Here is a 26,213-nt window from a genome sequence, read left to right as displayed (position 1 = left end):
TAAGACTGACGGCTGAATCCGGACCGCCGGCCAACCCGCCGTTACCGCCGGGCCAACAGTCGCCGAACTACTGACGCTCGGGTGGTTGCGCGTTCGCCAGCGCCACCACCCGAGTCAGTCGGGCGTAGCGCAGTTCCAACTCACGGAATCGCATGTAGGTGCTCAACGTGGTGAACGCGAACACGATGATCAGGATGTAGAGCATCAGGTCGGTGCCGCGGCGTACCCCGAGCCAGTTCGCCAGCACGGTGGTGTCGTCCGGGCGCAGCACGGCGTAGACGCCGGCCACCACGAAGACCAGGTAGCCGACCTTCACCCAGGCGCGGGACTGTGCGGAGCGCCGGGACAGCAGCAGTTTGACCAGCAGCGCCATCACCGCCGCGATCAGCAGAACCTTGATCCAGTTCACTTTGACATCCTCTTGCGCAGCAACCCGTCGAACAGGATGTTCACCCCGTTGAGCAGCGGCTGACCCTTCGACTTGGAGTACTCGGTGTAGAGCACCTCGATCGGCTCTTCGGCTACCCGCCAATGGTTTTCGTCGATCAGCGCGATGAATTCGCCGGCGTGGCTCATGCCGGTCATCTTCAGGTCCAGTCCGTCGGCAACCGTGCGGTTGAACACCCGCAGGCCGTTGTGCGCATCGGTGAGCCCCAGCCGTCGGGTCCGCGGGCTCAGCCACACCACGGTGCGCAGCACCAGTCGCTTCAACCACGGCACCGAGGCGTTCGTCGCCGGGTCGGCGAACCGGGTACCGATGATGATGTCCAGGTCCTCGGCGGTGAGCCGGTCGACCATCCGTACCACATCGGCGACCTGGTGCTGGCCGTCGGCGTCGAACGTCGCGAAGATCCGGGACCGGGGCCGGCTGCGGGCGAACTCGACGCCGGTCTGGATCGCCGCGCCCTGACCGAGGTTCACCGGATGCCGAACCACGTAGGCGCCCGCGCCGTGCGCGGTGGCGGCCGTGGTGTCGGCGCTGCCGTCGTCCACGCAGACCACGTGGGTGAATTCGGTGCGGATGGTGGCGATGACGTCGCCGATCACGGTCGCCTCGTTGAAGGCCGGCACGACGATCCACACGTCTGGTCTGCGAGTCTCGATGGGTTAAAAAATACACCTCCGGGCGGCTCAGTCGGCGCCGCGCAGCGCCGTCAGGTGCACCGCGATGCCGACCACCGGCCCGCACAGCAGCGCGATGACCGTCCGCTCACCCAGGTCCAGCGGGGCCAGCAGCAGCGCCGCTGAGGCCACCGTCGCACCGACCCAGCCCAGCGCGTACGCCCGGTGCAGCGCCGCCGCCACCGCCGCCGCGCCGGTCAGCGTCAACAGTGCGATCGCCACCGCGGCCGCCGTCAGCCCGGCCAGCAGCGCACCGCTGGCCGTGTACTCCGGGCCGAACACCACCCGCAGCAGCCACGGCCCGATCAGCCCGGCCGCCAGCACGCCCGTCGCGCCCACCGCGGCCACGATCACCGCCGGTGTGAGCAGCGCACGCAACCGGCGGGAGCGCTGGTCGACGAAGTGGGCGATCAGGTTGCCCTGCATCGCGGTGAGCGGCACCAGCAGCGGCGCCCGGGTCAACGTCACCGCCAGGATCACCACGCCGCCCTCGGCGCCCAGTTCGCCGTAGGTGGCCTGCAGCAGCACCGGAAAACCCATCACCAGGATCGCGCTGGCCCCGGCCGCGGTGATCGAGTGCGCCGCCCCGCGCAGGAACGCCGCGGTGCCCACCGGTGTCAGCAGCCGCGCCGCCGAGCGGGCCGCCGGGGAGCAGGTGAGCAGGATCAGCCAGGCCCCGGCGCCGGCGACCGTCGCCCACAGGAACCCGACCAGGCCCCAGCCGACGAAGAAGGCCGTCGCCGCCACCGCCACCCGGATGCCGGCGTCGGTCACCATCAGCGCCCCGTACTGCGTCCACCGGTTGGCGCCGGCCAGCATGCCCAACAGGGTGGCGTGCACCGCGAAGTTCGCCAGCCCGAAACACAGCAGCGCCACCGACAGCCAGCGGGCCTGCACGAACACCTGCGGACTCCACAGCGGCGCTGTCACCGCGACCAGCGCGGCGGCGGTGATCCCGGCCAGCCCGGCCACCGGCAGCGGACGGGTGTGCGGACCGGGTGCGGGCGCGGTGTCCCGGGCCACGCGGACCTCGCGGGTGGTCTCCTGCAGTAGGCCGTTGGCCGCACCGGCGACCAGTCCGAACGCGCCCCAGAACACTCCGAAGACCGCGAAACCGGCCGGGTCCAGGTCGCGGGCCGCCAGGTACAGCACCGCGTAGCCGCAGATCGCGGTCAGCACGGTCGCCGCCCCCACCCGTGCCACCCCGCTGCGGGTGAGCGGTCCGGCGGTGGCGGTGCCGGTCACGGACCGTCCTTCAGCGGCGGCAACGCGGTCGAGTGCAGCCAGGCCTGCCAGAGCGGGCGCAGCGACGTGCCCGCGTAGCCGGCGGCCAGGTTGGTGAAGTCGGCGGTCGTGGCGTTGCCGTGGCGGTACCGGGCGGACCAGTCCCGCAGCAGGGCGAAGAAGCTTGCGTCGCCGAGTTGGCCGCGCAGCACGTGCAGGGTCAGGGCGCCGCGCTTGTAGACCCGGTCGTCGAACATCAGGGCCGGCCCCGGGTCGGCCAGCAGCAGATTCTGTGGTGCGGCGGCCAGTCGCTGGTAGTAGTGCGCGGCCAGTTCCGCAGTGCTCGCGCCGCCGCGGTGCTGCGACCACAGCCACTCGGCGTAGCAGGCGAAACCCTCGTGCAGCCAGATGTCGCACCAGCGGCGGACCGTCACGCTGTTGCCGAACCACTGGTGGGCCAGTTCGTGTGCGATCAGCCGCTCCGAACTGCCCAGCCCCGTGCAGTGGTTGGCGCCGAATATCGAAATGCCTTGTGCCTCAAGCGGTATTTCGAGGTCGTCATCGGTCACCAGCACGGTGTACCCGGCGGCCAGCGGATACGGCCCGAACAGTTCGGTGAACAGCGTCAGCATCTGCACCTGCCGAGCGAAGTCCGCGTCGAATCGGGCGTTGAACGCCGCCGGCAGCACCGCGTGCACGGGCACCGGTGAATCGGCGATCCGCCGGGTCTCGTACCTGCCGATCTGCAACGTCACCAGATACGTCGGCGTCGGCTCCGGCTGTTCGTAGGTCCAGGTGGTGGTGGCGCCGCGGGCCTGCCGGGAGATCAACTCCCCGTTGGCGATCGCGTGATACGGGTTGTCGGTGCTGATTCGGATCCGGTAGCTCGACTTGCTCGCCGGATGGTCGTTGCACGGGAACCACGACGGCGCGCCGTTTGGCTGCCCGGCGACCAGGGCGCCGTCGGTGAGTTCCTCGAAACCGACGTCGCCCCAGATGCTTTGGATGGGCCGCGGCGATCCGCCGTAATGCACCCGGATCGAGAGCGCAGCACCGGTGGGCAGTCGCTCGGCCAACCTGACCCGCAGCTTGCCGTGGGATGCCGAGAACCGTGCCGGGCGCCGCCCGTTGACCCAGACCTTGGTCGCCGACAGGGCGTCGGCCAGATCGAGGGTGAACCCGTCCAGTGGGGCCAGCGTCACCGCGGTCAGGTCCGCCGAACCGGTGAGGCGGTTCGCGGCGATCTTGTACGTCAGGTCCAGTTCGTACCGCGACACCCGGTAACCGCCGTCGCCGCTGTCCGGCAGGTACGGGTCGACGGGTGGGGCGGCGGCGAGGCGTCCCGCGCGCTTGGCGGCTTTCTTCTCCGGGTTGCTCACGCCGCGGACCCCGCCCTGGCGGCCCACAGGGCGATCGGGTTGCCCTGCCAGCGTGTTGCGGGCGGCACCTCGTCGCCGCGCATCACCAGCGATGCCGGCCCGACGACCGCACCGGCGCCCAGTCGGGCCGCCGGCAGTGCGACGCAGTGCGGCCCCAGGGTGGCGCCGTCTTCCAGGACGACGGCGTCCATCCGCATGATCCGGTCGTGAAACAGGTGGGTCTGCACCACGCAGCCCCGGTTGACGGTGCTCCCGCGGCGCAGGTCGACCAGGTCCGCCTCGGGCAGCCAGTACGTCTCGCACCACACCCCCCGGCCGATCCGGGCGCCCAGTGCGCGCAACCACAGGTTCAGCACGGGGGTCCCGGTCGCCGCCCGGGCGAACCACGGCGCCGCCACCGTTTCGACGAAGGCGTCCGAGACCTCGTTGCGCCACACGAACGATGACCACAGTGGTCGTTGCTGCGGTTGAACACGGCCCACCGCAAGCCATTTCGCGAGCACCGCGGTCACGCCGGCGACGGCGCCCGCGGCTAGCAGCACCGCGCCGCTGGTCAGCGCGGCGAAAACATAGCCGAATTGTGTTGTCACCCATTGGATGGCGCCGAGAACACCGATCCCGATACCGAACGTCACCAGCACCGGGATCAGCCGGCAGGTCTCGACGGCGGCGCGCGTCACCCGCAGGTGAAGCGGCGGGTGGAAGGTGCGGTCGGCGGCCGTGTCGTCGGTGACCCGCCGGCGCAGTCGCACCGGTGGACTGCCCAGCCACGACGAGCCGGCCTTGGCCTTGCGTGGCACCGCCGAGAGCACCGCGACCAGGCCGTCGTCGGGCAGTCGGTGCCCGGGCCGGGTGATGCCGGAGTTGCCCAGAAACGCCCGCTTGCCGACGGCGGTGGGTGCGGCGTGGATCCAGCCGCCGCCGAGTTCGTAGGAGGCGATCATGGTGTCGTCGGCCAGGAATGCGCCGTCGGCGACCTCGGTGAACTTCGGGATCAGCAGCACCGTGGAGATCTCGGTGCCGCGGCCGACGCGCGCGCCGAGTAACCGCAGCCACCACGGGGTGAGCAGGCTGGCGTACAGCGGGAACAGGTAGTTGCGTGCGGCGTCCATCAGGCGTTCGGTGGCCCAGAGTTGCCAGCCCACCCGGCTGCGCACCGGATGATATCCGGCGGGCAGGCCGACGCCGAGTGCGCGGACGGCGGCCGCGGTCAGCGCCGCGTAGACCACCAGCGCGACCAGTGTCGCCACCGGTGTCCAGACCAGTGCCGGGCCGAGCGCTTCGCCCGGGGTCTCGGCGTCGCGCACCGCCCAGCCCAGCACCGCCAGCGCGGCGGCCAGCGCCAGCAGTGGCAGCCCGCCGATCAGCAGTGCCGTCGCCCCGTAGACCGCCACCCACGCGGATCGCCGCGGCGGCCGCTCGGCGGGCCACGGGCGGCGCGTCTTGCCGGACTTCACGGCCGGCGACCCCGCCCAGTCCTGACTGTCCTTCACCTTGCCCACCACCCCGGATCCGGGTGCCACGTAAGCGCCTTTGCCCACCGACACCCCGGGCATCAGCGTGGTGCGGGCGCCGATCGTCGCGTCGTTGCCGATCGACACGGGTCCGACGTGGAACAGGTCACCGTCCACCCAGTGCCCGCACAGGTCGACCTCCGGCTCGATCGAACAGCGCTTGCCCACGGTCAGCATGCCGGTCACCGGTGGAGCTGAGTGCAGGTCGGTGTCTCGGCCCACCGTGTTGCCCAGCGCCCGTGCGTAATACACCAGCCACGGTGCCCCGGCCAGGTTCTCCGCGCCGCTCGCCGTGGCCAGCCGCTCGGCGAGCCAGACTCGCAGGTGGACGCCGCCGCCGCGCGGGTAGCTGCCTGGTAGCAACCCGGACAGCAGCAGTCGGGCGCCGCAGACCGCGATCGCCATCCGGCCCAGCGGGGTGACGAACAGCAGCAGTGCGAGCAGCAGCCACCACCAGTTCAGCGGCGCCAGCCACGGCAGATCCAGCCAGGCCGACGCGGCGTTGTTCAGCACCGCCAGCCAGGTCACCCACTGCAGCCCTGCCAGTGTCGCCAGTGGCAGCGCTAGCGCCAGCTGTGCGGCCTGCGTCGCGGCGGGGGTGGGCCGCACCGCGCGCGGGGCCGGCCCGACCGATGTCCCGCCATCGCCGAGGTCGGCCAGGTATTCGGCCAGCGAGCCCAGCCGAGGGTGGTCGTAGACGTCGGCGACGGCGATCTGCGGGTGCCGTTTCCGCAGCAGGGCCACCAGTTGCGCCGCCTGCAGTGACCCGCCGCCGAGGGCGAAGAAGTCGGTGTCCGGCTCTGCGACTGCGGTGCCCAGCACATCCCGCCACTGCTGCGCCAGCCACGCCGTCGCATCGTCGAGTCCGTTCGGCGCGGTGTCTCCCGGACCGTCCGTGATCGGCCAGGGCAGTGCGGCGCGGTCCACCTTTCCCGATGTGCGGGTAGGCAATTCGGGCAGCAGTACCAGCCGCGGCACCAGCGCCGCAGGCAGCCGCCCGGCCAACTCACCGCGCGCCGCCGCGAGGTCGAACGAGGGATCGGTGCCGGCGAGGTAGCCGACCAGCACCGCGCTGCCGGACGTGGTCTCCCGCACCGCCGCTGCGGCGGCGCCGACACCCGGTAGCGCGGCCAGTGCGGTGTCGACCTCGCCCAGTTCGATGCGGCGTCCGCCGACCTTGACCTGATCATCGGCGCGGCCGCAGAAGATCAGACCCTCAGGCTCCAGTCGCACCAGGTCACCGCTGCGGTAGCCGCGCGCCCAGCCCAGCGTCGGCAGCGCCGCGTAAGCCTGGGCGTCCCGGTCGTCGTCGAGATAGCGGCCCAGGCCGACACCTCCGATCACCAGTTCGCCCGTCTCGCCGTAGCCCACAGGCAGACCGTCGTCGCCGACGACCGCCAGGTCCCAGCCGGCCAGCGGCAGGCCGATCCGTACCGGGTCGGTGCCGTCCAGGCGCGCCGCGCACGCCACCACCGTCGTCTCCGTCGGGCCGTAGGTGTTCCACACCTCGCGGTCGGGGGCTGCCAACCGGGCCGCCAGCTCCGGCGGGCAGGCCTCGCCGCCGAAGATCAACAGCCGCACCGCCTCCAGCGCCTCGGCCGGCCAGAGTGCGGCCAGCGTCGGCACCGTCGACACCACTGTCACGTCACGGGTCACCAGCCATGGCCCCAGGTCCATCCCGCTGCGCACCAGCGACCGTGGGGCCGGCACCAGGCAAGCGCCGTGCCGCCAGGCCAGCCACATCTCCTCGCACGAAGCGTCGAACGCCACCGATAGGCCCGCCAGCACGCGATCGCCCGGTCCGATCGGGTTGTCCGGCAGGAACCTTCCCGCTTCGGCATCCACGAATGCGGCCGCACTGCGATGGCTGATCGCCACCCCCTTCGGAGTGCCGGTGGAGCCGGACGTGAAGATGATCCAGGCGTCGTCGCCGGTGCGGGGCGCTGCCGCGCGGCGGCCTCGGGACGAACCCGGCCCGTGCGCCAGGCCGCGTTCGGTCAGCACCGCCGCCACCTGTGCTTCGGCGAACACCAGTTCGGCCCGCTCGGCGGGGTCGTCGGCATCCACCGGGACGTAGGCCGCGCCGGCGGCCAGCGTGGCCAGGATCGCCAGGTACAGCGCGGCGGTTCCGGACGGCATCCGGATGCCGATCCGGTCGCCGCGGCCCAGGCCGCAACTGCCCAGCCAGGCCGCGCCGTCGTCGATGCCGGTCACCAGTTCGGCGTAGGTCAGCACCACGGCGCCGTCGTCGATGGCTGCCTCGTCGGGGTGTGTCCGTGCGGTGGCCCGCAGGATGTCGATCAGGGTGCGGGCGGACGGCGCGGACGACGAGCGCAGAAACCGGGCGGGAACCTGCGGTGTCGGCACGTCTGTAGAAACTACCCAGCCGAACTGAGCTCGGCAGACCAGCACGCCGTGCGGGTATTCGCCCGGCACCGGCGAGCACGCGGCCGCGCTGACCCCAGCGTCGGTGGGGACCCGGCGGTGCCGGAAGATGAACCTGCAATTGCCCGACGACCGGAGGCCCACCGTTGAACCCGTCCCTGCTGGAGTGGGTGGCGACGTTCACCGTGCTCGGTGCGGTGCTCGGCTTCGACCTGTTCATCGTCGCCCGGCGGGTGCATGAGCCGACCGTCCGCGAGGTCACGACCCGGCTGTCGTTCTACCTCAGCCTCGCGGTGCTGTTCGGAATCTGGGTCTGGCTGCATCACGGCGCCAAGTACGGCATGCAGTTCTTCGCCGGGTGGCTCACCGAGTACAGCCTGTCGGTGGACAACCTGTTCGTCTTCGTGATCATCATCAACAGCTTCAACGTGCCCAAGAAGTACCGGCAGGAGGCGCTGTTCGTCGGCATCATCCTGGCGCTGGCATTCCGGACGGTGTTCATCGCGCTGGGCGGCGTCGCGGTGGAGCGGCTGGCGTGGACGTTCTACCTGTTCGGGGCGTTCATGGCGTTCACCGCGGTGAAACTGCTGCGCGGCGGTGAACCGGACAGCGACGGCGACAACGCGGTGGTGCGGTTCGCCCGTCGGCGCTTCGCGGTCACCGACGACTGGGACGGACTGCGGTTCGTCGCGCGTGTCGACGGGAAACGGGCGATCACCCCGATGTTCCTGGTGGTGCTGGCGCTGGGCACCACCGACCTGATCTTCGCGATGGACTCCATCCCGGCCATCTACGGGCTGACCCGCCAGCCCTACCTGGTGCTGGCGGTCAACGTGTTCGCCCTGATGGGGCTGCGCCAGCTGTACTTCCTGCTCGGGCACCTGCTGAACCGGCTGGTCTACCTGGGGCAGGGGCTCGCGCTGATCCTGGCGTTCATCGGCGTGAAGATGGTGCTGCACGCGCTGCGCACCAACCAGGTGCCGTTCATCAACGGCGGCCGCAACGTCGCCGTCCCGGAGATCCCCACCACCGTCAGCCTCGCGGTGATCGTGGTGGTGCTGGTGCTGACCACCGCCGCCAGCCTGTACCGGACCCGGTCCGGTCAGGCGGCGCAGCAGCCGACCGGGGATCAGTGACCTTCGGTCTTGAACCGCTCGATCGACCGCAGGATCTCGGCCTCGGCCTCGGCCCGGCCCGTCCAGTCGGCGGCCTTGACGAACTTGCCCGGCTCCAGGTCCTTGTAGTGCACGAAGAAGTGTTTGATCGCGTCCAGCTCGTAGGCCGGCACGTCGGTGATGTCCTGGATGTGGTCCCAGCGGTGGTCACCGGCCGGCACGCAGAGCACCTTGTCGTCGCCGCCCGCCTCGTCGGTCATCTGGAACATGCCCACCGGGCGCGCTTCCACCAGCACGCCGGGGAACACCGACTGCGGCAGCAGCACCATCGCGTCCAGCGGGTCGCCGTCCTCGCCGAGGGTGTCCTCGATGAAGCCGTAGTCGGCGGGGTAGCCCATCGGGGTGTAGAGGTAGCGGTCGAGCTTGACCCGCCCGGTGGCGTGGTCGACCTCGTACTTGTTGCGCTGGCCCTTGGGGATCTCGATGGTCACGTCGAATTGCACGCCGACAGTCTAGAGCGGCCCGCCCTTCCGGCAGAATCGGACCTGACAGGCAGGAGAGACATGCACCCCACTCGGTGGCGACGCTCCACCCATCTGGGTATCGCAGGGGCGGTGCTGGCGCTGGCGGCCGTGGTGGTGACGGTGGCCGCGGTGGTGCTGCCCGACGATCCCGCCGAGCAGGGCGTCGCCCCGCCGCCGGAGCCGTCGATGGCTGCCGCGGCACCCGGCATCGTCCCGGTCGGCGACGACGCCCCGGTCCCGACGGCGGGCGCGCTGGCGGGCACGATGGCCCCGCTGCTGGCCGACCCGAACCTGGGCCGGCTGACCGGGCGGATAACCGACGCGATGACCGGGCAGACGCTGTGGTCGCAGCAGGGTGAGTTGCCGATGCAGCCGGCGTCCACCAACAAGGTGCTCACCGCGGCCGCGGCGCTGCTGGCCCTGGACCGCGACGCCCGGGTGCCGACCCGGGTGACGGCCGGTGACGCGCCGGGCGTCGTGGTGCTGGTCGGCGGCGGTGACCCGACGCTGTCGACGGCGCCGACCGGGGAGGACACCTGGTATCGGGGCGCCGCGCGGCTCAGTGACCTGGCCGATCAGGTTCGCCGCAGCGGGGTGACGCCCACCGAGATCCAGGTCGACACTTCGGCGTTCAGTGGTCCGACGATGGCACCCGGTTGGGATGCGCTGGACATCGACGGCGGCGACATCGCCCCGATCGAGGCGGTGATGGTCGACGGCGGCCGGGTGCAGCCGACGACCGTGGAATCCAAGCGTTCGCCGACCCCGGCCCTGGACGCCGGGCGGGCACTGGCCGCGGCGCTGGGCGTCGACCCCGAGCGGGTGAGCATCACGGCCGGGTCGGTGACCGGGCGCGAACTGGGCACGGTCTGGTCGGCGCCGCTGATCATGCGGCTGGGCGAGATGATGAACGCCTCCGACAACGTGATGGCCGAGTGCATCGGCCGGGAGGTCGCCGCCGCGCTGGGCCGGCCGCGATCGTTCGACGGCGCCGTCGACGCGGTGACCAACCGGCTGGCGACCGCCCACATCGAGGTCGGCGGTGCGGTGCTGATGGATTCCAGCGGACTGTCCGAGGATGACCGGTTGTCGGCCCGCAACCTCGACGCGGTGGTGCAGGCCGCGGCCGGTCCGGGGCAGCCGGAGCTGCGGCCGCTGCTGGACCTGCTGCCGGTGGCCGGTGGCAGCGGAACGCTGTCCGAGCGGTTCCGCAACCCGAAGACCAGCCAGGGTTCGGCCGGCTGGCTGCGGGCCAAGACGGGTTCGCTCACCCGGACCAATGCGCTCGCCGGCGTCGTCACCGACCGCGACGAGCGGGTGCTGACGTTCGCGTTCATCTCCAACGACGCCGGGCCGACCGGCCGCGTCGCGATCGACGCGCTGGCTGCGGTCCTGCGCAGTTGCGGGTGCGGTGGCTGATGAGTGACCTCGACAAAACCGACAAACCCGGCCTGGACATCGGGGGCGCGGTGGACTGGCGGTTCGCGGCGACGGTCGGCGGCTGGCTGGCCCGGCCGGCGCCGCCGACCACCGACTACACCCGCCGGCAGGCGTGCGACGACCTGAGCCGGTGCGCCCGCGAGGCCGAACCGCTGGTGCGGGAGGTGACCGGGCTGGGCGGCGGCGCCGATCGAGCCGTGCCCGAGGCGCGGGTGGTGGACCGCCAGCAGTGGATCGCGACCGCCGCCGAGTCGATGCGCGTGATGACCGGCGGGCCGGAGCAGTCCGGCGGTTCGCTGACCGGGCGCTTCACCGGGGCGCAGACCGGGGCGCTGCTGGCGTTCGTGTCGTCGGGCATCCTCGGCCAGTACGACCCGTTCGCCGACGACGGCGGCCGACTGCTGCTGGTCTACCCCAACGTGATCGCCGTCGAACGGCAGTTGCGGGTGGAGCCGGCCGACTTCCGGCTCTGGGTCTGCCTGCACGAGGTGACCCACCGGGTGCAGTTCACCGTGAATCCCTGGCTGGCCGGCCACATGTCGTCGGCGCTGGCGGTGCTGACCGAGCAGAGCGGTCCGGACTTCACCCAGGTGCTCGGCGGCCTGGCCGAGTATGCGCGGGCCCGCCGGTCCGGCGACACCTCCGACGGGCACCCGTCCGGCGTGCTCGGTCTGGTGCGCGCGGTGCAGTCCGAGGCGCAGCGGACGGCACTGGACCAGTTGCTGACGCTCGGCACGCTGCTGGAGGGGCACGCTGATCACGTGATGGATGCGGTCGGCCCGGTCGCGGTGCCGTCGGTCGCGACCATCCGGCAACGGTTCGACGAGCGGCGCAACCGCAGCCAGTCGCCGCTGCAACGGCTGCTGCGCGCACTGCTGGGGATCGACGCGAAACTCAGCCAGTACACCCGGGGCAAGGCGTTCGTCGACGCGGTGGTGGGCCGGGTCGGGATGGAACGGTTCAACGCGGTGTGGTCGGGGCCGGAGACCCTGCCGCTGCCCGCCGAGATCGAAGAGCCGCAGCGGTGGATCGATCGGGTGCTGTAGCCCGGCTGCGCGCTGCGCTGACGGCGTTCGCCGCGACGCACCTGCCCGACGCGGCGCGCTGGGCGGTGGCGCTGTCCGGCGGCCCGGACTCGCTGGCGCTGACCGCCGCCGCCGCGCAGCTGCGGCCGACGGTGGCACTGATCGTCGACCACGGCCTGCAACCCGGGTCGGCGGAGGTCGCCGCTTCCGCTTATGGTCAGGCACTGGAGCTGGGATGTGTTGCCGCCCAGGTCATCCGGGTGAACGTCGGCACCGACGGCGGCCCGGAGGCAGCGGCCCGCACGGCCCGCTACGCCGCCCTGGCCGACGCCCGCGGTGATGCGCCGGTGCTGCTCGGGCACACCTTGGACGATCAGGCGGAGACGGTGCTGCTCGGGCTGGGGCGCGGTTCGGGGGCGCGCTCGATGGCCGGGATGCGGCCGCTCGACCCGCCGTGGTGCCGGCCGCTGCTGGCGGTGCGCCGCGACGTCACCCGTGCGGCCTGCGCGGAGTTGGGGCTCACACCCTGGCGGGATCCGCACAACGACGACCGGCGGTTCACCCGGGTGCGGCTGCGCAACGAGGTGCTGCCGCTGCTGGAGGACGTGCTCGGCGGCGGGGTGGCCGCGGCGCTGGCCCGCACCGCGACCGCGCTGCGGGAGAACACCGAACTGATCGATGCGCTGGCGGAGCAGGCGCTGCCGGATGCCTCGGTGTCCGGGCTGGACGTCGCACTACTCGTCGAGTTACCCGGCCCGGTGCGGCGCGCCGTGATTCGCCGCTGGCTGCTGGCCGGCGGCGCAACCGGCCTGAGCGATGCGCACATCCGCGGGGTGGAGCGACTGGTCACCGGGTGGCGCGGGCAGGGCGGCGTCGCGGTCGGTTCGGCGCTGCGGGCCCGACGGCTGGTGGCCGGCCGCGCGGACGGTCGGCTGCGGCTCAGCGAACAGCCGATCTAGATCAAGTTGGCTGTCGACGCTGTGCATGGCACGCTGTGCAGGTGGCTGCGATCTCGCCGGGGCAAACGCCGGAGCTGTATGCGGGCGACATCAATTCGGTACTGCTGAGTGAGGAGCAGATCCGCGCTCGCACCGCGGAACTGGGCGCGCAGATCGCCGCCGACTACGCCGACGGCCGCGCCGACGACGAGGCCGGGGATCTGCTGCTGATCACCGTGCTCAAAGGGGCGGTGCTGTTCGTCACCGACCTGGCCCGGGCGATCCCGCTGCCGACCCAGTTCGAGTTCATGGCGGTCAGCTCCTACGGGTCGTCGACGTCGTCGTCGGGGGTGGTGCGCATCCTCAAGGACCTGGACCGCGACATCAGCGACCGCGACGTGCTGATCGTGGAGGACGTCGTCGACTCCGGCCTGACGCTGTCCTGGCTGCTGCGCAACCTGGCCGCCCGGCGGCCGCGCTCGCTGCGGGTATGCACGCTGCTGCGCAAGCCGGACGCGGCCTGCGCCGACGTCGACATCGCCTACGTCGGGTTCGACATCGCCAACGAGTTCGTGGTCGGCTACGGGCTGGACTACATCGAGCGGTACCGCGACCTGCCCTACATCGGCACGCTGGACCCGCGGGTGTACCAGGACTAGTCAGGCTTCGCCTGCAGGGTCACCGACGCGGTGTCGGTACTCAGCGTCAGGGTGTCGCCGGCCAGCGCCCACCGGGGACGTGCCGCGAACAGCGTTGTCACCCAGTCGTCGGCACCGTCCAGCGGCGGCGGGCAGGCCATCATGGTCGACGCCAGCCGGGTGCAGGTCAGCCTGCCGTCCGCGGAATCGACCGGGCCGAACATCCGGTTGCACCCCGCGTAGGCGCTGATCTTCCCGTCGGCGAATCCGACCTCCAGTGGACCGCCACCTGGAATCGGCGGGCCGTCGACCCGCACCGACACGAACGTGCTGCCGTCCAGCGGCGTCGTCAGTTCAGCTCCCAGACCGCGGTCACCGAGAAGCTCACGGTCTGCTGGCCCGGCTCCACCGGCACCGGGGCGGCCATCGCGGCCCGCGGCGCCGGCGTGCCCACCGACACCGGCTGCGGGGCGCTGCCGCCGGACACCTCGGAGATCGAGATGACCCGGCCCAGGTGCAGCCCGGACAGCTGCGCGTACTGCTCGGCGCGGTCCCGGGCGTCGTTGAACGCGCGCTCCCGCGCGTCGTGAACGAGTTGCGAATCGTCCTCGATCGAGTAGCTCACCCCGCTGATCCGGGTCGCGTCGCCGCCGACCCGGGCGATCACCGTCAGCACCTGGGAGGCGGACGCCGGTTCGACCTTCACACGGATCGTGTTGCCGGCCCGGTAGCCGGTGATGGCCGGGGCCCCGCCGGCGATTTCCGGGCTGCCGTACTGCGGTTGCAGGCTGACCTGGGTGGTGCTGATGTCCTTGCGGTCCACGCCGGCGTCCAGCAGCGCGTCGATCACCGCCTGGAGCCGCTCGCTGGTCTGGTTCATCGCGGCGGTGACGTCACTGGCGACGAACTCGATGCCCGCCTCCGTGGTCAGCGTGTCCGGCACGCCCTGAACCTCACCGGAGCCGACGACGGTCACCTGCCGCGGCTGCTCCGGCCCGGCCGGCGGGGCGTCGCAGCCGGCGATGGCGACGACCGCCAGACCGGTCGCGGCGAGCATCGTCGACCAGCGGAGAGCCATCCGGAAATTGCGTGCAGACGCCATGCTTCGAACCCTAGCGGAGATGCGGCAGACTGAGCCGATGACCGTCACACCCGCGAAAGCATTGGCAACCGCAATCGAACCCTTCGCCGGCCAGGTGTACTTCGCCCCGGAATGTCACCGCGGGTACGCCGCACTCGGATTCGGGGGCAGCCCCGGCAAGGCGGGCGCGGTCGAGATGCCCGACGGCGCGGCGTATTTCTGCAGCCGCGGGTCGCTGATGGGCCAGGTGCCCGGCGAGGTGATCGCGGCGGCGTTCGCGGTGTTCAACCCGGCGGTGGTGGTGCCGGCGGTCACCCACGGCTGGGGGCTGACCGACGCTCGAGCGATCTGCCGGGTGCGGGCCGACGGGGCGGTGGCGGCGCTGGAGCGGGTGCTCGGTGCCGCGCCCGACGGTCTGGATCGGGCCGTGGAGTTGCTGCGCCGCGCAGTCGACGGCCTGGTGCTCGCGGGTAAGCCGTTGTTCGCCGGGGTCGTCGCGCAGGGGCTGACCGGTGAGGCGCTGTCGGATGCGTGGCGGCTGGCCGACCGGCTACGCGAATACCGCGGCGACGTGCACGTAAACGCTTGGACCGCTGCCGGATTCGACGGCGTGGAGATCGGGCTGCTCACCGAACTGTTCGAGGGGCTGCCCCCGCGCAGCTACATCCGCACCCGGGCCTGGAGCGACGACGACCTGGACGCCGGCGACGAGCGGCTCGCCGCACGGGGTTTCATCCGCGACGGTGCCATCACCGATGCCGGCCGGGAGGCCAGGAAGGCGATCGAGGCGGCCACCGACGACGGGTGCGCGGCGATCGTCGCCAACCTCGGTGCCGACCTGGACGAACTGGTCCGGCTGGTCGGTCCGTGGTCGGCGCAGGTGGTGGCGGCCGGTGGTTTCCCAGCTGCGGCAGGAGATTTGAAGCTGGGAGACCGCAACTGACCCGACTGTTCGGTTACGGCCACCGTGGTGGTCTAGCTGCCGGGTGGCTATCCAGGTTGTTCTCGGGAATGCGCGATCAAACGATCGTGTGACAGTTCGACAAGCGCGGCCCGGCCGAGGAAGTCGGTGATGGCGTCGAGATGTTTCCGGAACAAAGCCATCAGTTCATGGTTGGTGATGTTCCCTGTCGTCACGATGAGTAGCGCCTGGGGTGTCCTGGCGAGCAAATGACTTTCCCTGAAGTCCCGGTCTTTGGTGACGACGACGCGGCCCTCGGCATCCGCGACTCGGGCAATTTCCAGATCGGGTGTGCTGTTCCCGGCGGGCAGTGTGAAACGTGTATCGCGTCGTGACCTTTGCTCTGCAACACGTGCGCAAGCGTTGCAGGCAGTTGCGCATCAATGAGGAACTTCACGCGGTGGTCGGCGGCTAGGCCGCGTCGAAGGGTAGAACCATGCGGTGACCGGCCGCTAGTGCACCAAACTCCAGCGCGGCGAGAAGGTCTTCCTTTTCGAGGTCGGGGTAATCACCCAGGACGTCGTCGATGGTCATCCCCGACGCGAGTAGGTCGAGGAGGTCGGTGACGGGGTATCGCAGTCCGCGGATGACAGGCTGCCCATGGCAGATAGCCGAGTCGGAGGTAATCCGGTCAAGACGCGACATATCACAAGCCTATCCGTTCGCCGTGATTTATCCAGCGGGCGTGCGACGGACTCGATGCCCATAACTTCGTAGGGATGTCGCCGCGAACCAGGCTCGGGGTTCGGTTTCGTCGACCTACGGCGTCACCAGAATCTTGCAGTGCCGATCCGGGTCGGTCAGGTCCGCGAACGCCGCTCCCACCCCGTCCAGTCCGACCTCGCCGGTGATCAGTGGCGCCACATCGATCCGCCCCTCGGCGATCGCCCGCAGCGACGCCGCGAACTCATCCGGGGTGTAGGCGAAGACGAACTGCACGCTCATCTCCTTGGCGATCCCGAAGAACGGGTGCACGGTGTCGGGTTCCATGCAGACCCCGGCGACGACCAGGCGGGTGCCGACCGGCGCCCGGCGCAGCACGTCGTCGATGATCCCCGGCACCCCGACGGCATCGAAGACCACCTTCGGCGTCACCGTGTCGAACGGGGAACCGTCGGCCGGGTCGAGCACCCGGTGGGCGCCCATCGTCGTCGCGAGAGTACGTCGCGCCGACGAATAATCCGTGGCCACAACGTCGTTCACCCCGGCGTCGCGCAGGGCCGCGATGATCGCGACACCGATCGGACCGCAGCCCAGCACCAGCGCCGTCTCGCCCGGCACCACCCCGGACTTGTTGACCGCGTGCAGTCCCACCGCCATCGGCTCGGTCAGCGCGGCGTGCCGCGGGTCCAGGCCGTTCGGAATCGCCAGCAGCAGCGGTGCGGACAGCAGCATCTTCTCGGCGTAACCGCCCAGTGTGGTGTTGGAGTAGACGATCGGCTCGATGCCGTTGGCCGCCAGCAGCACCGGGATCGAGGTGACCGGCGTGCCGGGCGGGAAGGTCTCGGTGCCCGGGCCGGCTTCCAGCACCCGGGCGCTGAACTCGTGACCCATGAAGATGTCGGCGCCCAGGTCGATCGAGGCGCCCGCCGACGGTGCACCCTGCATCGCTTTCGTCGCCGCCAGCATCTGATCGCCGTGCGCGGCGAAATGCAGATCCGACCCGCAGATCCCGCACGCCGTCACCGCCACCAGCACCTGGCCGGGCCCCGGAACCGGGTCGGGCACGTCGTCGCGGTAGACCATCCGCCCGTCGCGCAGCACCGCCGCCCGCATCTACCGGGCCTCGCCGGCGTGCTCGGTGACCGCGCCGCGGATCGCCTCACCCACCCGCCCGAACAGCTGATCGCGCATGCCTTTCGCCCACTCGTGGGACTCCCGAGCGGCCGTGAGTTGACCCTTGAAGTGCGGAATCACCTTGCGCGCCAACAACTCGTAGCTGCGGTAGGTGGCCTCCGGGGAGGCCCAGTCGTGGCCGAGCAGCAGCAGCGTGCCGAACCCGCCGGAGCGCTCAAGCAGATCGGTGATGTGGGCGATCGCGTCGTTGGGGGTGCCGATGCAGCAGTTGCCGGCTGCCGCGTACGCCTCGACGAACTCCCGCGGTGACTGCGCCGCCTCCTCGACCGTGTTGGACAGCGGCACGAAACCGGCCGCGCCGAAGTAGTTCGCGAAGTCCTGCAGCCCGTAGGTGCAGTCCTCGATGGCCTGCTCGCGGCTGTCGGCGAGGTGCATGATGCTCAGCACCCGCCAGTTCGCCCGATCCGGTTCGCCGCGACCGGATTTCGCGGACTGCTCGCGCACCACCTCCCAGGCGTTCTCCAGTGCGGCGTAACCGCCCGGTACCGACATCGACAGCGACAGCAGCGACGTGCCGAGCGTGCCGGCCAGGCGCGGCCCGGACGGGGAGATCATCGCCGCGGTCGAGATCTCCGGGTGCGGCCAGCTGTAGGGCCGGATGTGCAGCGCGGCGTCGCGCAGCGTGAACCAGTCCGTCTCCCGGGTGATCCGCTCGCCGGGCTCGGCGCGAAACAGCGCCAGGATCGCCTCAAGCGACTCCTGCATCATCCGGCGCTGGTCCACCGGGTCGATCCCCATCATGTAGGCGTCGGTGGGCAGCGCCCCCGGGCCGGCACCGAACATCACCCGGCCGCGGGTCAGATGATCGAGCAGCACCCAGCGGTCGGCCACCATCAGCGGGTGGTGATACGGCAGCGAGACGACGCCGGTGCCCAGCCGGATGTGCCGGGTGCGTTCGGCGGCCGTCGCGATGAACACCTCCGGACAGGCGATCAGCTCATAGCCACCGGAATGGTGTTCGCCGAACCAGGCCTCGTCGAAACCGAGCCGGTCCAGCGCCACCACCCGGTCCAGGTCGTATTCGAGGGCGACCGTGGGGGATTGGCCCAGGGCGTGGAACGGCGTGATGAACACCCCGAAGCGCAGCGGCGCGGTCACAGCGCCACTCCGGACAGGAACTCCAGCAGGGCCGCATTGACCTCGTCGGGCCGCTCCTGCTGCAACCAGTGCCCGGCGCCGTCGAGCATCACCTCCCGGTACGGCCCGACGGCCAACTCCCGAGCCCGGTCCCGACGGGTGAACCCCAGCACCGGGTCGGCGGTGCCGCCGATGAACAGCGCGGGGACGTCGATGGTGGCCGCGACGGGGTGCGCCAGGATCTCCCAGTTGCGGTCCAGGTTGCGGTACCAGTTCAGGCCGCCGGTGAACCCGGTGCGGGTGAACTCGGCGATGTAGTGGTCCAGCTCCTCGGGACTGATCCAGTCCGGCAGCGCGTCGGGTTCGGGCAGCCGCTCGATGAAGCCCGCCGGTCCGGGGGCGGCCATTCGGGCGCCCTGCTCGGGGTCGGGGGGACGCAGCCCGCCCATCATCCGGCGCATTGTGCGGGCCGGGTCGGCGGCCAGTTCGGCGTCGGCGACGCCGGGCTCCTGGAAATACAGCATGTAGAAGAAGTGCTCGCCGAAGATGTTGCGGAACGCGACCGTCGGCGGCACCTGCGGGCGGGGCACCGGCGGGACGCTGAGCCCGACCACCCCCGCCACCCGGTCCGGGTGCAGTTGCGCGGCGTTCCACACCACCGGCGCGCCCCAGTCGTGGCCGATCCAGACCGCGCGCCGCGCGTCGACGTCGTCGAGCAGGCCGACCAGGTCGCCGGTGAGCGCCGCCATGTCGTACGCGGCGATCTCCGCAGGTCGCGACGACCCGCCGTAACCGCGCTGGTCGGGGGCGAGCACGTGGAACCCGGCGTCGGCCAGCGCCGGAATCTGGTGCCGCCACGAGTAGGCCAGTTCGGGGAAGCCGTGCGCCAGCAGCACCACCGGATTGCCCCGGTTACCGGCCTCGGTGACCCGCAGGGTCACGCCGTTGGTGTCGACGAGTCGCTGGGTGGTGTTGGGCACCGTCCCACCAAAGCACAGGGAACCGATCCCCGCGACGGCTTCACCGGACCGCCCGGAACCGGGGACGGTAGCCTGAACATGCCCAGCTGCCTGTACTGGAAGGATGTGGCCGGCACCGGCCGATGCTTGATGAATCGCAAAAACGTGATCCGCACCCTCACCGCGATCGCAGTGGTGCTGGTGCTCGGTTGGTCGTTCTTCTATTTCGGCGACGACACCCGCGGCTACAAGCCCGTCGACACTTCCCTCGCGGTGTCCCAGATCAGCAGCGGGAACGTCAAGAGCGCGCAGATCGACGACCGTGAACAGCAGCTGCGGCTGACGCTGAAGGAACCGCTCCACGAGATCCCGGGATCGGGCAAGGACAAGACCGGGCGGGCCGGCAAGGCCGAACCGGTCGACAAGATCATCACCCACTACCCGACGGGTTACGCGGTCCCGCTCTACGGCGCGCTGACCAAGCAGAAAACCGAGATCAACACCGTCGTCAACCAGGGCAGTGTGCTCGGTTCGATCCTCATCTACATGCTGCCGATGTTGCTGCTGATCGGCCTGTTCGTGATGTTCTCCCGGATGCAGGGCGGCGCCCGGATGGGCTTCGGCATGGGCAAATCCCGGGCCAAGCAGCTCGGCAAGGACATGCCCAAGACCACCTTCGCCGACGTCGCCGGCGTCGACGAGGCGGTCGAGGAGCTCTACGAGATCAAGGACTTCCTGCAGAACCCCGGCCGGTACCAGGCACTCGGCGCCAAGATTCCCAAGGGCGTGCTGCTCTACGGCCCGCCCGGCACCGGCAAGACGCTGCTGGCGCGCGCGGTCGCAGGTGAGGCCGGGGTGCCGTTCTTCACGATCTCCGGCTCGGACTTCGTCGAGATGTTCGTCGGCGTGGGCGCCTCCCGGGTGCGCGACCTGTTCGAGCAGGCCAAACAGAACAGCCCGTGCATCATCTTCGTCGACGAGATCGACGCCGTCGGACGGCAGCGCGGCGCCGGCCTGGGCGGCGGACACGACGAGCGCGAGCAGACCCTCAACCAGCTGCTGGTGGAGATGGACGGCTTCGGCGACCGGGCCGGCGTCATCCTGATCGCCGCCACCAACCGGCCCGACATCCTCGACCCGGCGCTGCTGCGGCCCGGCCGCTTCGACCGTCAGATCCCGGTCTCCAACCCCGACATCGCCGGCCGGCGCGCCGTGCTGCGGGTGCACTCCAAGGGCAAGCCGATGGCCGGCGACGCCGACCTGGACGGGCTCGCCAAGCGCACCGTCGGCATGTCCGGCGCCGACCTGGCCAACGTCATCAACGAGGCCGCGCTGCTCACCGCGCGCGAGAACGGCACCGTGATCAGCGCCGCCGCGCTCGAAGAGGCGGTGGACCGGGTGATCGGTGGGCCGCGGCGCAAGGGCCGGATCATCAGCGAGCACGAGAAGAAGATCACCGCGTACCACGAGGGCGGGCACACGCTGGCGGCGTGGGCGATGCCCGACATCGACCCGGTCTACAAGGTCACGATCCTGGCCCGCGGCCGCACCGGCGGTCACGCGGTGGCGGTGCCCGAGGAGGACAAGGGCCTGCGCACCCGCTCGGAGATGATCGCGCAGCTGGTGTTCGCGATGGGCGGCCGGGCCGCCGAGGAGCTGGTGTTCCGGGAGCCGACGACCGGGGCGGTCTCCGACATCGAGAAGGCCACCGCGGTGGCCCGGGCGATGGTCACCGAGTACGGCATGAGCGCCAAGCTGGGCGCGGTCCGCTACGGCACCGAGCACGGCGACCCGTTCCTGGGCCGCACGATGGGCACCACACCGGATTACTCCCACGAGGTTGCCCGGGACATCGACGACGAGGTCCGCAAGCTGATCGAGGCCGCGCACACCGAGGCGTGGGAGATCCTCACCGAGCACCGCGACGTGCTCGACACGCTGGCCGGGGAGCTGCTGGAGAAGGAGACCCTGCACCGCGCGGACCTGGAGAAGATCTTCGGCGACGTGCAGAAGCGGCCGCGGATCACCGACTTCGACGACTTCGGCGGCCGGGTGCCGTCTGACAAGCCGCCGATCAAGACCCCCGGCGAGCTCGCGATCGAGCGTGGTGAGCCGTGGCCGCCGCCGCAGCCCGAACCGGCGTTCAAGGCCGCGATCGCCCAGGCGTCCCGCGCCGCCCAGACGTCTCAGGCGAACGGCACGAACGGCAACGGCGTCCCCGCAGAGGACGCCGCAGGGACCCAGCCCGATTACGGCGCCCCGGCCGGTTGGCACGCGCCGGGCTGGCCGCCGCCGCATCAGACCGGGTACTGGTACCCGCCGCAGGGTCTCGGACAGCCCTGGGCGAACCCTTCGAACCCGCCGAACCCGCAGCACCCGCCGCAGGGGTATCCGCCGGTGCAGCCCTACCCGACGTACCCGGCCTACCCGGCGCCCGGTCAGCCGCCGGAGGCGCAGCCCGGCCAGTCTGGCGACCAGCAGGACGCCGACCCGGCCCGGTCCGAATGACAGCGCAACCGCCGGTCTTCGACCAGGCGCGCGCCGAGGCGGCGGTGCGGGAACTGCTGTACGCGGTGGGCGAGGACCCGAACCGGCACGGCCTGCTGGAGACGCCGGCGCGGGTGGCTCGGGCCTATCAGGAGATGTTCGCCGGGCTCTACACCGACCCGGACACCGTGCTGGAGACCACCTTCGACGAACACCACGAGGAGATGGTGCTGGTCAAGGAGATCCCGATGTACTCGACCTGCGAACACCACCTGGTGGCGTTCCACGGGGTCGCGCACGTCGGCTACATCCCCGGCGACGACGGTCGGATCACCGGCCTGTCCAAACTGGCCCGGGTGGTGGACCTGTACGCCAAGCGCCCCCAGGTGCAGGAGCGGCTCACCGGTCAGGTGGCCGACGCGCTGATGCGCAAACTCGATCCGCGCGGCGTGATCGTCGTGATCGAGGCCGAGCATCTGTGCATGGCGATGCGCGGGGTGCGCAAACCGGGCGCGGTCACCACCACCTCGGCGGTGCGCGGCCAGTTCAAGACCGACAGCGCGTCTCGCGCCGAGGCGCTGGAACTCATCCTGCGCAAGTGAACTCGATACGCGTGCAGATCATCGGGGTGGTCAACGTCACCGCGGACTCGTTCTCCGACGGCGGGCGTTTCCTCAACGTGGACCGCGCCGTCGAACACGGCGTGGCACTGGCCGCCCAGGGTGCGTCGATCATCGACGTCGGCGGTGAGTCCACTCGGCCCGGTGCGGTGCGGGTCGATCCCCGGGCGGAAGCCGAGCGGGTCGCCCCGGTGGTGAAACAGCTTGCCGAGCAGGGCATCGCGGTCAGCGTCGACACGATGAACGCCGCCGTCGCACGGGCGGCGCTGGAGTGCGGCGCCGGGATCGTCAACGACGTCTCCGGTGGGCAGGCAGACCCGGCGATGGCACCGCTGGTGGCCGAGACCGGCGCCCGCTGGGTGCTGATGCACTGGCGGCCGGTGGATCCCGCCCAGCCGCACTCGGTGCCGCCGTACCGCGACGTCACCGCCGAGGTCCGCACCGAGTTGCTCGCCGGCGTCGACCGGGCAGTGGCGGCCGGCGTCGACCCGGCGAACCTGATCATCGATCCCGGGCTGGGGTTCGCCAAGACGGCGCAACACAATTGGGCGCTGCTGCACGGGTTGCCGCAGCTGGTGCAGACCGGGATACCGGTGCTGGTCGGGGCGTCGCGCAAACGGTTCCTCGGCGCCCTGCTGGCCGGGGCCGACGGCGCGGTGCGCCCGCCCGGCGAACGTGAGACGGCGACCGCGGTGATCTCGGCGCTGGCCGGCCTGCACGGCGCCTGGGGTGTGCGGGTGCACGACGTGCGGGCCTCCGCCGACGCGCTGAAAGTGATGCAGGCCTGGAGTGAAGGGGGTGTCGGCGATGACTGACCGAATCGAATTGCGCGGCTTGAAGGTTCGCGGCAACCATGGGGTCTTCGACCATGAGCGCGCCGACGGCCAGGATTTCATCATCGACATCACCGTCTGGATGGATCTGGCCGCCGCGGCCGCCAGCGACGCGCTGGCGGACACCTACGACTACGGGGTGCTGGCGCAGCGCGCGGCGGCCGTCGTGGCCGGACCGGCGCGGGATCTCATCGAGACGGTGGCCGCCGAGATCGCCGATGACGTGTTGACCGACACGCGGGTTCAGGCGGTCGAGGTGACCGTGCACAAGCCGCACGCGCCGATCCCGCTGACCTTCGCCGACGTGGCGGTGGTGGCCCGGCGGTCGCGCGCCGACCGCCGGGGTGCGGTGATCCCCGCCGGGGCGGCGACATGACGGGCACCGAACCGTGACCCGGGCCGTGCTGGGCATCGGGTCCAACCTGGGCGACCGGCTGGCACGACTGCAGTCCGCGGTCGACGGCCTCGGCGCGGCGGTGCGCGCGGTGTCGGGGGTGTACGAGAGCGAAGCGTGGGGCGGCGTCGACCAGGGCCGGTTCCTCAACGCGGTGCTGCTCGTCGACGACCCGGCCTGCCGCGGGCGGGACTGGCTGGTCCGGGCGCAGGAACTGGAGCGGGCCGCGGACCGGGTGCGCGGCGAGCGGTGGGGTCCGCGCACGCTGGACGTCGACGTGATCAGTTGCTACCGGACCGACTCCGACTCCGGGGGCGGCGAGACCGAAGTGCTGTCCCGGGAGAACGGGCTGACGCTGCCGCATCCGCTGGCGCACCTGCGGACGTTCGTGCTGGTGCCGTGGCTGGCCGTCGAACCCGACGCCCGGCTGACCCTCGGCGGGCAGCGGCGCCCGGTGGCGGATCTGCTGGCCGAACTGGAGCCCGCTGACCGCACCGAACTGCGGTTGACCGAGTGGGCCCTGCACCGGCGCGGGGAGGGCTGATGGGACCGACCCGCAAGCGGGAGGTGGGCGCCGCGGCCGTCGTCGCCGCCGTGGCGGGCTATCCGCTGGTGGACCTGCTGTACCGGTGGTTCCCGCCGATCACCGTCTGGACCGGGATATCGCTGCTGGTGGCGGCGGTGCTGGAGGCGGGCTGGGCCTGGTACGTGCGGACCAAGATCGACGACGGCGAGATCGGCGCCGGGCCGGAACGGTTGCATCCGCTGACGGTGGCCCGCAGTGTGGCGATCGCCAAGGCGTCGGCCTGGATGGGTGCGCTGGTGCTGGGTTTCTGGCTCGCGGTGCTGGCCTATCTGTTGCCCCGACGGGCCGAACTGCACGTCGCCGCGGCGGACACCGGCGGCGCCGTGGTCGCCGCCGCGAGTGCGCTGGCCCTGCTCACCGCGGCGCTGTGGTTGCAGTACTGCTGCAGATCCCCGCAGGGTCCCGGGGATTCCGGCGGGTTAACCGGAAACCAAGCCGGGTGAGAATCGCCGGAGCGGGGCGACACGCGGATTGACCTCGTAGCGGTACAGTCGGCCCATGCTCGTCAGCGACGATGCGGTGGGGCGGCCACCCGTTTGCGGGCACCGACGCGATGAGGAGGAGCGGCGCAGATGACGTCCGTCCTGTCCCGCGGCCGGACCCCACGCGGTGTCCGACGGCCGGGCTGGGCTCTGCTGACGGCGTTGCTGGTGCTGGCGATCGCCGCGAGTTCGGCCCTGGTGTTCACCAGCCGGGTGGAGTTGCTCAAGCTCGCGGTCATCATGGCACTGTGGGCCGCGGTCGTCGCGGCGTTCGTGTCGGTGATCTACCGGCGGCAGAGCGATGTCGACCAGGCGCGGGCCCGTGACCTGAAACTCGTCTACGACCTGCAGTTGGACCGGGAGATATCGGCTCGCCGGGAATACGAGCTGACGGTGGAGTCACAGTTGCGGCGCGAACTCGCCTCCGAACTGCGGGCGCAGGCCGCTGACGAGGTCGCGGCGCTGCGCACCGAACTGGCCGCGCTGCGCGCCAACCTGGAGATTCTGTTCGACGCCGACCTGAGCGACCGGCCGGCGCTGGAGCAGGAGCGCACCACGGTCCGCGCCTACAGCGACTGGGCGCGCAACGAGAGCACCACGGAGACCCGGGTGACCCCGGCGGTCAGCTCGAAGTACACACCCGACCGGGCCGGTGAGACCGCCGAGAACCCGATCATCGACGTGCCGGAGGTGCGGATCCCCACCCCGCCGCCACCTCCGCCACCTCCGCCACCTGCGCCGCCGACCGCACCCGGCCGCGGCTCGCACCGCCGTGCGGCGGACGAAGAACCCGCGCAACCCGACGCCGGCCGCTGGGCCGGACCGGCGCAGCCCTACGTCGCACCGGAACCCCGCCGCGAACCGGCACCGCCACCGCCGCCACCGCCACCGCTGCCGGTTCCGCCGGTTCCGCCGCCGCCGCAGCTCGTCGAGCCGGCCGCATCGTCCGGTGCTGCCTGGAAACCGGTTGGTGCCGAAGGGGAGTGGCTGCCGCCGGGCACCCCCGGCAGCAACTGGACCCCCAGCCAACCCGAGCGGACCGGCCACCATCGATCCGAGAGCGCGCCCACCCCGCCGCCACCACCGCCCCCGCCGGTCGTGGAACCGCCGGCGCCGTCCCGGCATCGCCGGCGCGCCGACGAGGCGGAGGCCTTCAGCGGTCCGGCGCCCGGCTGGGAGCCGCCACCGGCGCCCCCGCAACCGGAACCGGCCCAGCCGTACCGGGGTGGTCGGCGTCGCGCCGAATCCCGACACGCCGCCGATGCCGTGGAGCAATCCGCCGGCGGCCCGGTCGGGCGGCACGCCGGACCCCCGCCCGTCGCACCCGCCCCGCCCGTCGAGGTCCCGGCGCCCAGCGCGTCCCGGCACTCCAACGGCGCCGAATCGGAGACCGACACCGGCGGCCAGTCGGTCGCCGACCTGCTGGCGCGGTTGCAGCCCGAGCCCGGTTCTGGTGGCCGGCGCCGCCGCGCCGAGTAGCCGCTGCGACCAACGTCACTCGCAGGTTCAACACCGATCGGGATAGACTCACCGGCGACCGTCCGGTACCCGCAACGCGGGACTGGAACGAAA

25 protein-coding genes and 1 pseudogene are annotated in these 26,213 nt (G+C 71.3%); 13 read left to right on the top strand and 13 right to left on the bottom strand.

Annotation, left to right across the window (positions count from 1 at the left end; translation table 11 throughout):
- Window positions 1–67 precede the first annotated feature (67 nt).
- The 5 genes and pseudogenes from KIH27_RS06350 to KIH27_RS06330 all read right to left on the bottom strand — a co-directional run.
- Window positions 68–409, bottom strand: coding sequence for a DUF2304 domain-containing protein (locus KIH27_RS06350; protein ID WP_214092090.1), 342 nt, complete (start codon window positions 407–409; stop codon window positions 68–70).
- Window positions 406–1,104: a polyprenyl-phospho-N-acetylgalactosaminyl synthase PpgS gene (gene ppgS / locus KIH27_RS06345; RefSeq protein WP_214092119.1), complete on the bottom strand. Its 699-nt coding sequence runs from the start codon at window positions 1,102–1,104 to the stop codon at window positions 406–408. Before ppgS ends, KIH27_RS06350 begins: the two co-directional genes overlap by 4 nt.
- Before the next feature lie 27 nt (window positions 1,105–1,131).
- Window positions 1,132–2,367, bottom strand: coding sequence for a hypothetical protein (locus KIH27_RS06340; protein ID WP_214092089.1), 1,236 nt, complete (start codon window positions 2,365–2,367; stop codon window positions 1,132–1,134).
- Complete coding sequence (locus KIH27_RS06335; RefSeq protein ID WP_214092088.1) at window positions 2,364–3,725, bottom strand: M1 family metallopeptidase; 1,362 nt, start codon at window positions 3,723–3,725, stop codon at window positions 2,364–2,366. Before KIH27_RS06335 ends, KIH27_RS06340 begins: the two co-directional genes overlap by 4 nt.
- Window positions 3,726–3,748: 23 nt before the next feature.
- Window positions 3,749–7,606: pseudogene (locus KIH27_RS06330) on the bottom strand (Pls/PosA family non-ribosomal peptide synthetase); the annotation flags it as partial.
- A gap of 164 nt (window positions 7,607–7,770) precedes the next feature.
- Between KIH27_RS06330 and KIH27_RS06325 the strand changes: the two are divergent.
- Window positions 7,771–8,760, top strand: a complete 990-nt coding sequence (locus tag KIH27_RS06325) for a TerC/Alx family metal homeostasis membrane protein (RefSeq protein ID WP_214092087.1) — start codon at window positions 7,771–7,773, stop codon at window positions 8,758–8,760.
- Here the strand turns inward: KIH27_RS06325 and KIH27_RS06320 are convergent.
- Complete coding sequence (locus KIH27_RS06320; RefSeq protein WP_214092086.1) at window positions 8,754–9,242, bottom strand: inorganic diphosphatase; 489 nt, start codon at window positions 9,240–9,242, stop codon at window positions 8,754–8,756. The genes KIH27_RS06325 and KIH27_RS06320 overlap by 7 nt on opposite strands.
- 60 nt (window positions 9,243–9,302) lie before the next feature.
- On the opposite strand from KIH27_RS06320, the gene dacB reads away from it, so the two are divergent.
- Genes dacB through hpt form a run of 4 tightly spaced genes read left to right on the top strand, consistent with a single transcriptional unit; the run spans window position 9,303 to window position 13,325 of the window.
- On the top strand, window positions 9,303–10,682 hold the full coding sequence (gene dacB, locus KIH27_RS06315) for a D-alanyl-D-alanine carboxypeptidase/D-alanyl-D-alanine endopeptidase (RefSeq protein ID WP_214092085.1): 1,380 nt from the start codon (window positions 9,303–9,305) through the stop codon (window positions 10,680–10,682).
- A complete protein-coding gene (locus KIH27_RS06310) occupies window positions 10,682–11,749 on the top strand; it encodes an Rv3626c family coenzyme F420 biosynthesis-associated protein (RefSeq protein WP_214092084.1) in 1,068 nt (355 codons plus the stop codon). Before dacB ends, KIH27_RS06310 begins: the two co-directional genes overlap by 1 nt.
- Entirely contained in the window at window positions 11,728–12,687 is a 960-nt protein-coding gene (gene tilS, locus KIH27_RS06305; RefSeq protein ID WP_214092083.1) for a tRNA lysidine(34) synthetase TilS, read from the top strand. The genes KIH27_RS06310 and tilS overlap by 22 nt, the downstream gene beginning before the upstream one ends.
- A 35-nt stretch (window positions 12,688–12,722) precedes the next feature.
- Window positions 12,723–13,325: a hypoxanthine phosphoribosyltransferase gene (gene hpt / locus KIH27_RS06300; protein ID WP_214092082.1), complete on the top strand. Its 603-nt coding sequence runs from the start codon at window positions 12,723–12,725 to the stop codon at window positions 13,323–13,325.
- Here hpt and KIH27_RS06295 read toward each other — a convergent pair.
- Together KIH27_RS06295 and KIH27_RS06290 are read right to left on the bottom strand one after the other, a co-directional pair.
- A complete protein-coding gene (locus tag KIH27_RS06295; protein ID WP_250149695.1) occupies window positions 13,322–13,645 on the bottom strand; it encodes an META domain-containing protein in 324 nt (107 codons plus the stop codon). The genes hpt and KIH27_RS06295 overlap by 4 nt on opposite strands.
- Before the next feature lie 8 nt (window positions 13,646–13,653).
- Window positions 13,654–14,406, bottom strand: coding sequence for an SIMPL domain-containing protein (locus KIH27_RS06290; RefSeq protein WP_214092081.1), 753 nt, complete (start codon window positions 14,404–14,406; stop codon window positions 13,654–13,656).
- Window positions 14,407–14,443: 37 nt separating this feature from the next.
- Between KIH27_RS06290 and KIH27_RS06285 the strand changes: the two genes are divergently transcribed.
- Window positions 14,444–15,328: an SCO6745 family protein gene (locus KIH27_RS06285; RefSeq protein ID WP_214092080.1), complete on the top strand. Its 885-nt coding sequence runs from the start codon at window positions 14,444–14,446 to the stop codon at window positions 15,326–15,328.
- Between the two features lie 47 nt (window positions 15,329–15,375).
- Here the strand turns inward: KIH27_RS06285 and KIH27_RS23270 are convergent, their stop codons facing one another.
- The 5 genes from KIH27_RS23270 to KIH27_RS06260 form a co-directional block, all read right to left on the bottom strand.
- Window positions 15,376–15,630: a DUF5615 family PIN-like protein gene (locus KIH27_RS23270; protein WP_372451312.1), complete on the bottom strand. Its 255-nt coding sequence runs from the start codon at window positions 15,628–15,630 to the stop codon at window positions 15,376–15,378.
- Window positions 15,631–15,757: 127 nt separating this feature from the next.
- A complete protein-coding gene (locus KIH27_RS06275) occupies window positions 15,758–15,991 on the bottom strand; it encodes a DUF433 domain-containing protein (protein ID WP_214092079.1) in 234 nt (77 codons plus the stop codon).
- Between the two features lie 114 nt (window positions 15,992–16,105).
- On the bottom strand, window positions 16,106–17,122 hold the full coding sequence (locus KIH27_RS06270; protein WP_214092078.1) for a zinc-binding dehydrogenase: 1,017 nt from the start codon (window positions 17,120–17,122) through the stop codon (window positions 16,106–16,108).
- A complete protein-coding gene (locus tag KIH27_RS06265; RefSeq protein WP_214092077.1) occupies window positions 17,123–18,301 on the bottom strand; it encodes an LLM class flavin-dependent oxidoreductase in 1,179 nt (392 codons plus the stop codon).
- Complete coding sequence (locus tag KIH27_RS06260; protein WP_214092076.1) at window positions 18,298–19,260, bottom strand: alpha/beta fold hydrolase; 963 nt, start codon at window positions 19,258–19,260, stop codon at window positions 18,298–18,300. Before KIH27_RS06260 ends, KIH27_RS06265 begins: the two co-directional genes overlap by 4 nt.
- A 129-nt stretch (window positions 19,261–19,389) precedes the next feature.
- On the opposite strand from KIH27_RS06260, the gene ftsH reads away from it, so the two are divergent.
- From ftsH to KIH27_RS06225, 7 genes are all read left to right on the top strand, one after another.
- On the top strand, window positions 19,390–21,747 hold the full coding sequence (ftsH, locus tag KIH27_RS06255) for an ATP-dependent zinc metalloprotease FtsH (RefSeq protein ID WP_214092075.1): 2,358 nt from the start codon (window positions 19,390–19,392) through the stop codon (window positions 21,745–21,747).
- Entirely contained in the window at window positions 21,744–22,328 is a 585-nt protein-coding gene (gene folE / locus KIH27_RS06250; protein WP_214092074.1) for a GTP cyclohydrolase I FolE, read from the top strand. Before ftsH ends, folE begins: the two co-directional genes overlap by 4 nt.
- On the top strand, window positions 22,325–23,161 hold the full coding sequence (folP, locus tag KIH27_RS06245) for a dihydropteroate synthase (protein ID WP_214092073.1): 837 nt from the start codon (window positions 22,325–22,327) through the stop codon (window positions 23,159–23,161). Before folE ends, folP begins: the two co-directional genes overlap by 4 nt.
- Complete coding sequence (gene folB, locus KIH27_RS06240; protein WP_214092072.1) at window positions 23,154–23,555, top strand: dihydroneopterin aldolase; 402 nt, start codon at window positions 23,154–23,156, stop codon at window positions 23,553–23,555. Before folP ends, folB begins: the two co-directional genes overlap by 8 nt.
- 13 nt (window positions 23,556–23,568) lie before the next feature.
- Window positions 23,569–24,117 (top strand): 2-amino-4-hydroxy-6-hydroxymethyldihydropteridine diphosphokinase, encoded by a 549-nt coding sequence (folK, locus tag KIH27_RS06235; protein WP_214092071.1) that lies wholly within the window; start codon window positions 23,569–23,571, stop codon window positions 24,115–24,117.
- The gene (locus tag KIH27_RS06230) at window positions 24,117–24,602 is read left to right on the top strand and encodes a DUF3180 domain-containing protein (RefSeq protein ID WP_214092070.1); all 486 of its coding nucleotides are present in this window, start codon (window positions 24,117–24,119) and stop codon (window positions 24,600–24,602) included. Before folK ends, KIH27_RS06230 begins: the two co-directional genes overlap by 1 nt.
- A 129-nt stretch (window positions 24,603–24,731) precedes the next feature.
- Window positions 24,732–26,120 carry a DUF6779 domain-containing protein gene (locus KIH27_RS06225; RefSeq protein ID WP_214092069.1) on the top strand — a complete coding sequence of 463 codons (1,389 nt, stop codon included), beginning with the start codon at window positions 24,732–24,734 and terminating at the stop codon, window positions 26,118–26,120.
- Window positions 26,121–26,213 lie beyond the last annotated feature (93 nt).

The sequence above is a fragment of the Mycolicibacter acidiphilus genome, assembly GCF_018455725.1.
GTDB lineage: Bacteria > Actinomycetota > Actinomycetes > Mycobacteriales > Mycobacteriaceae > Mycobacterium > Mycobacterium acidiphilum.
This window is presented reverse-complemented; position numbering and strand designations above follow the sequence as displayed.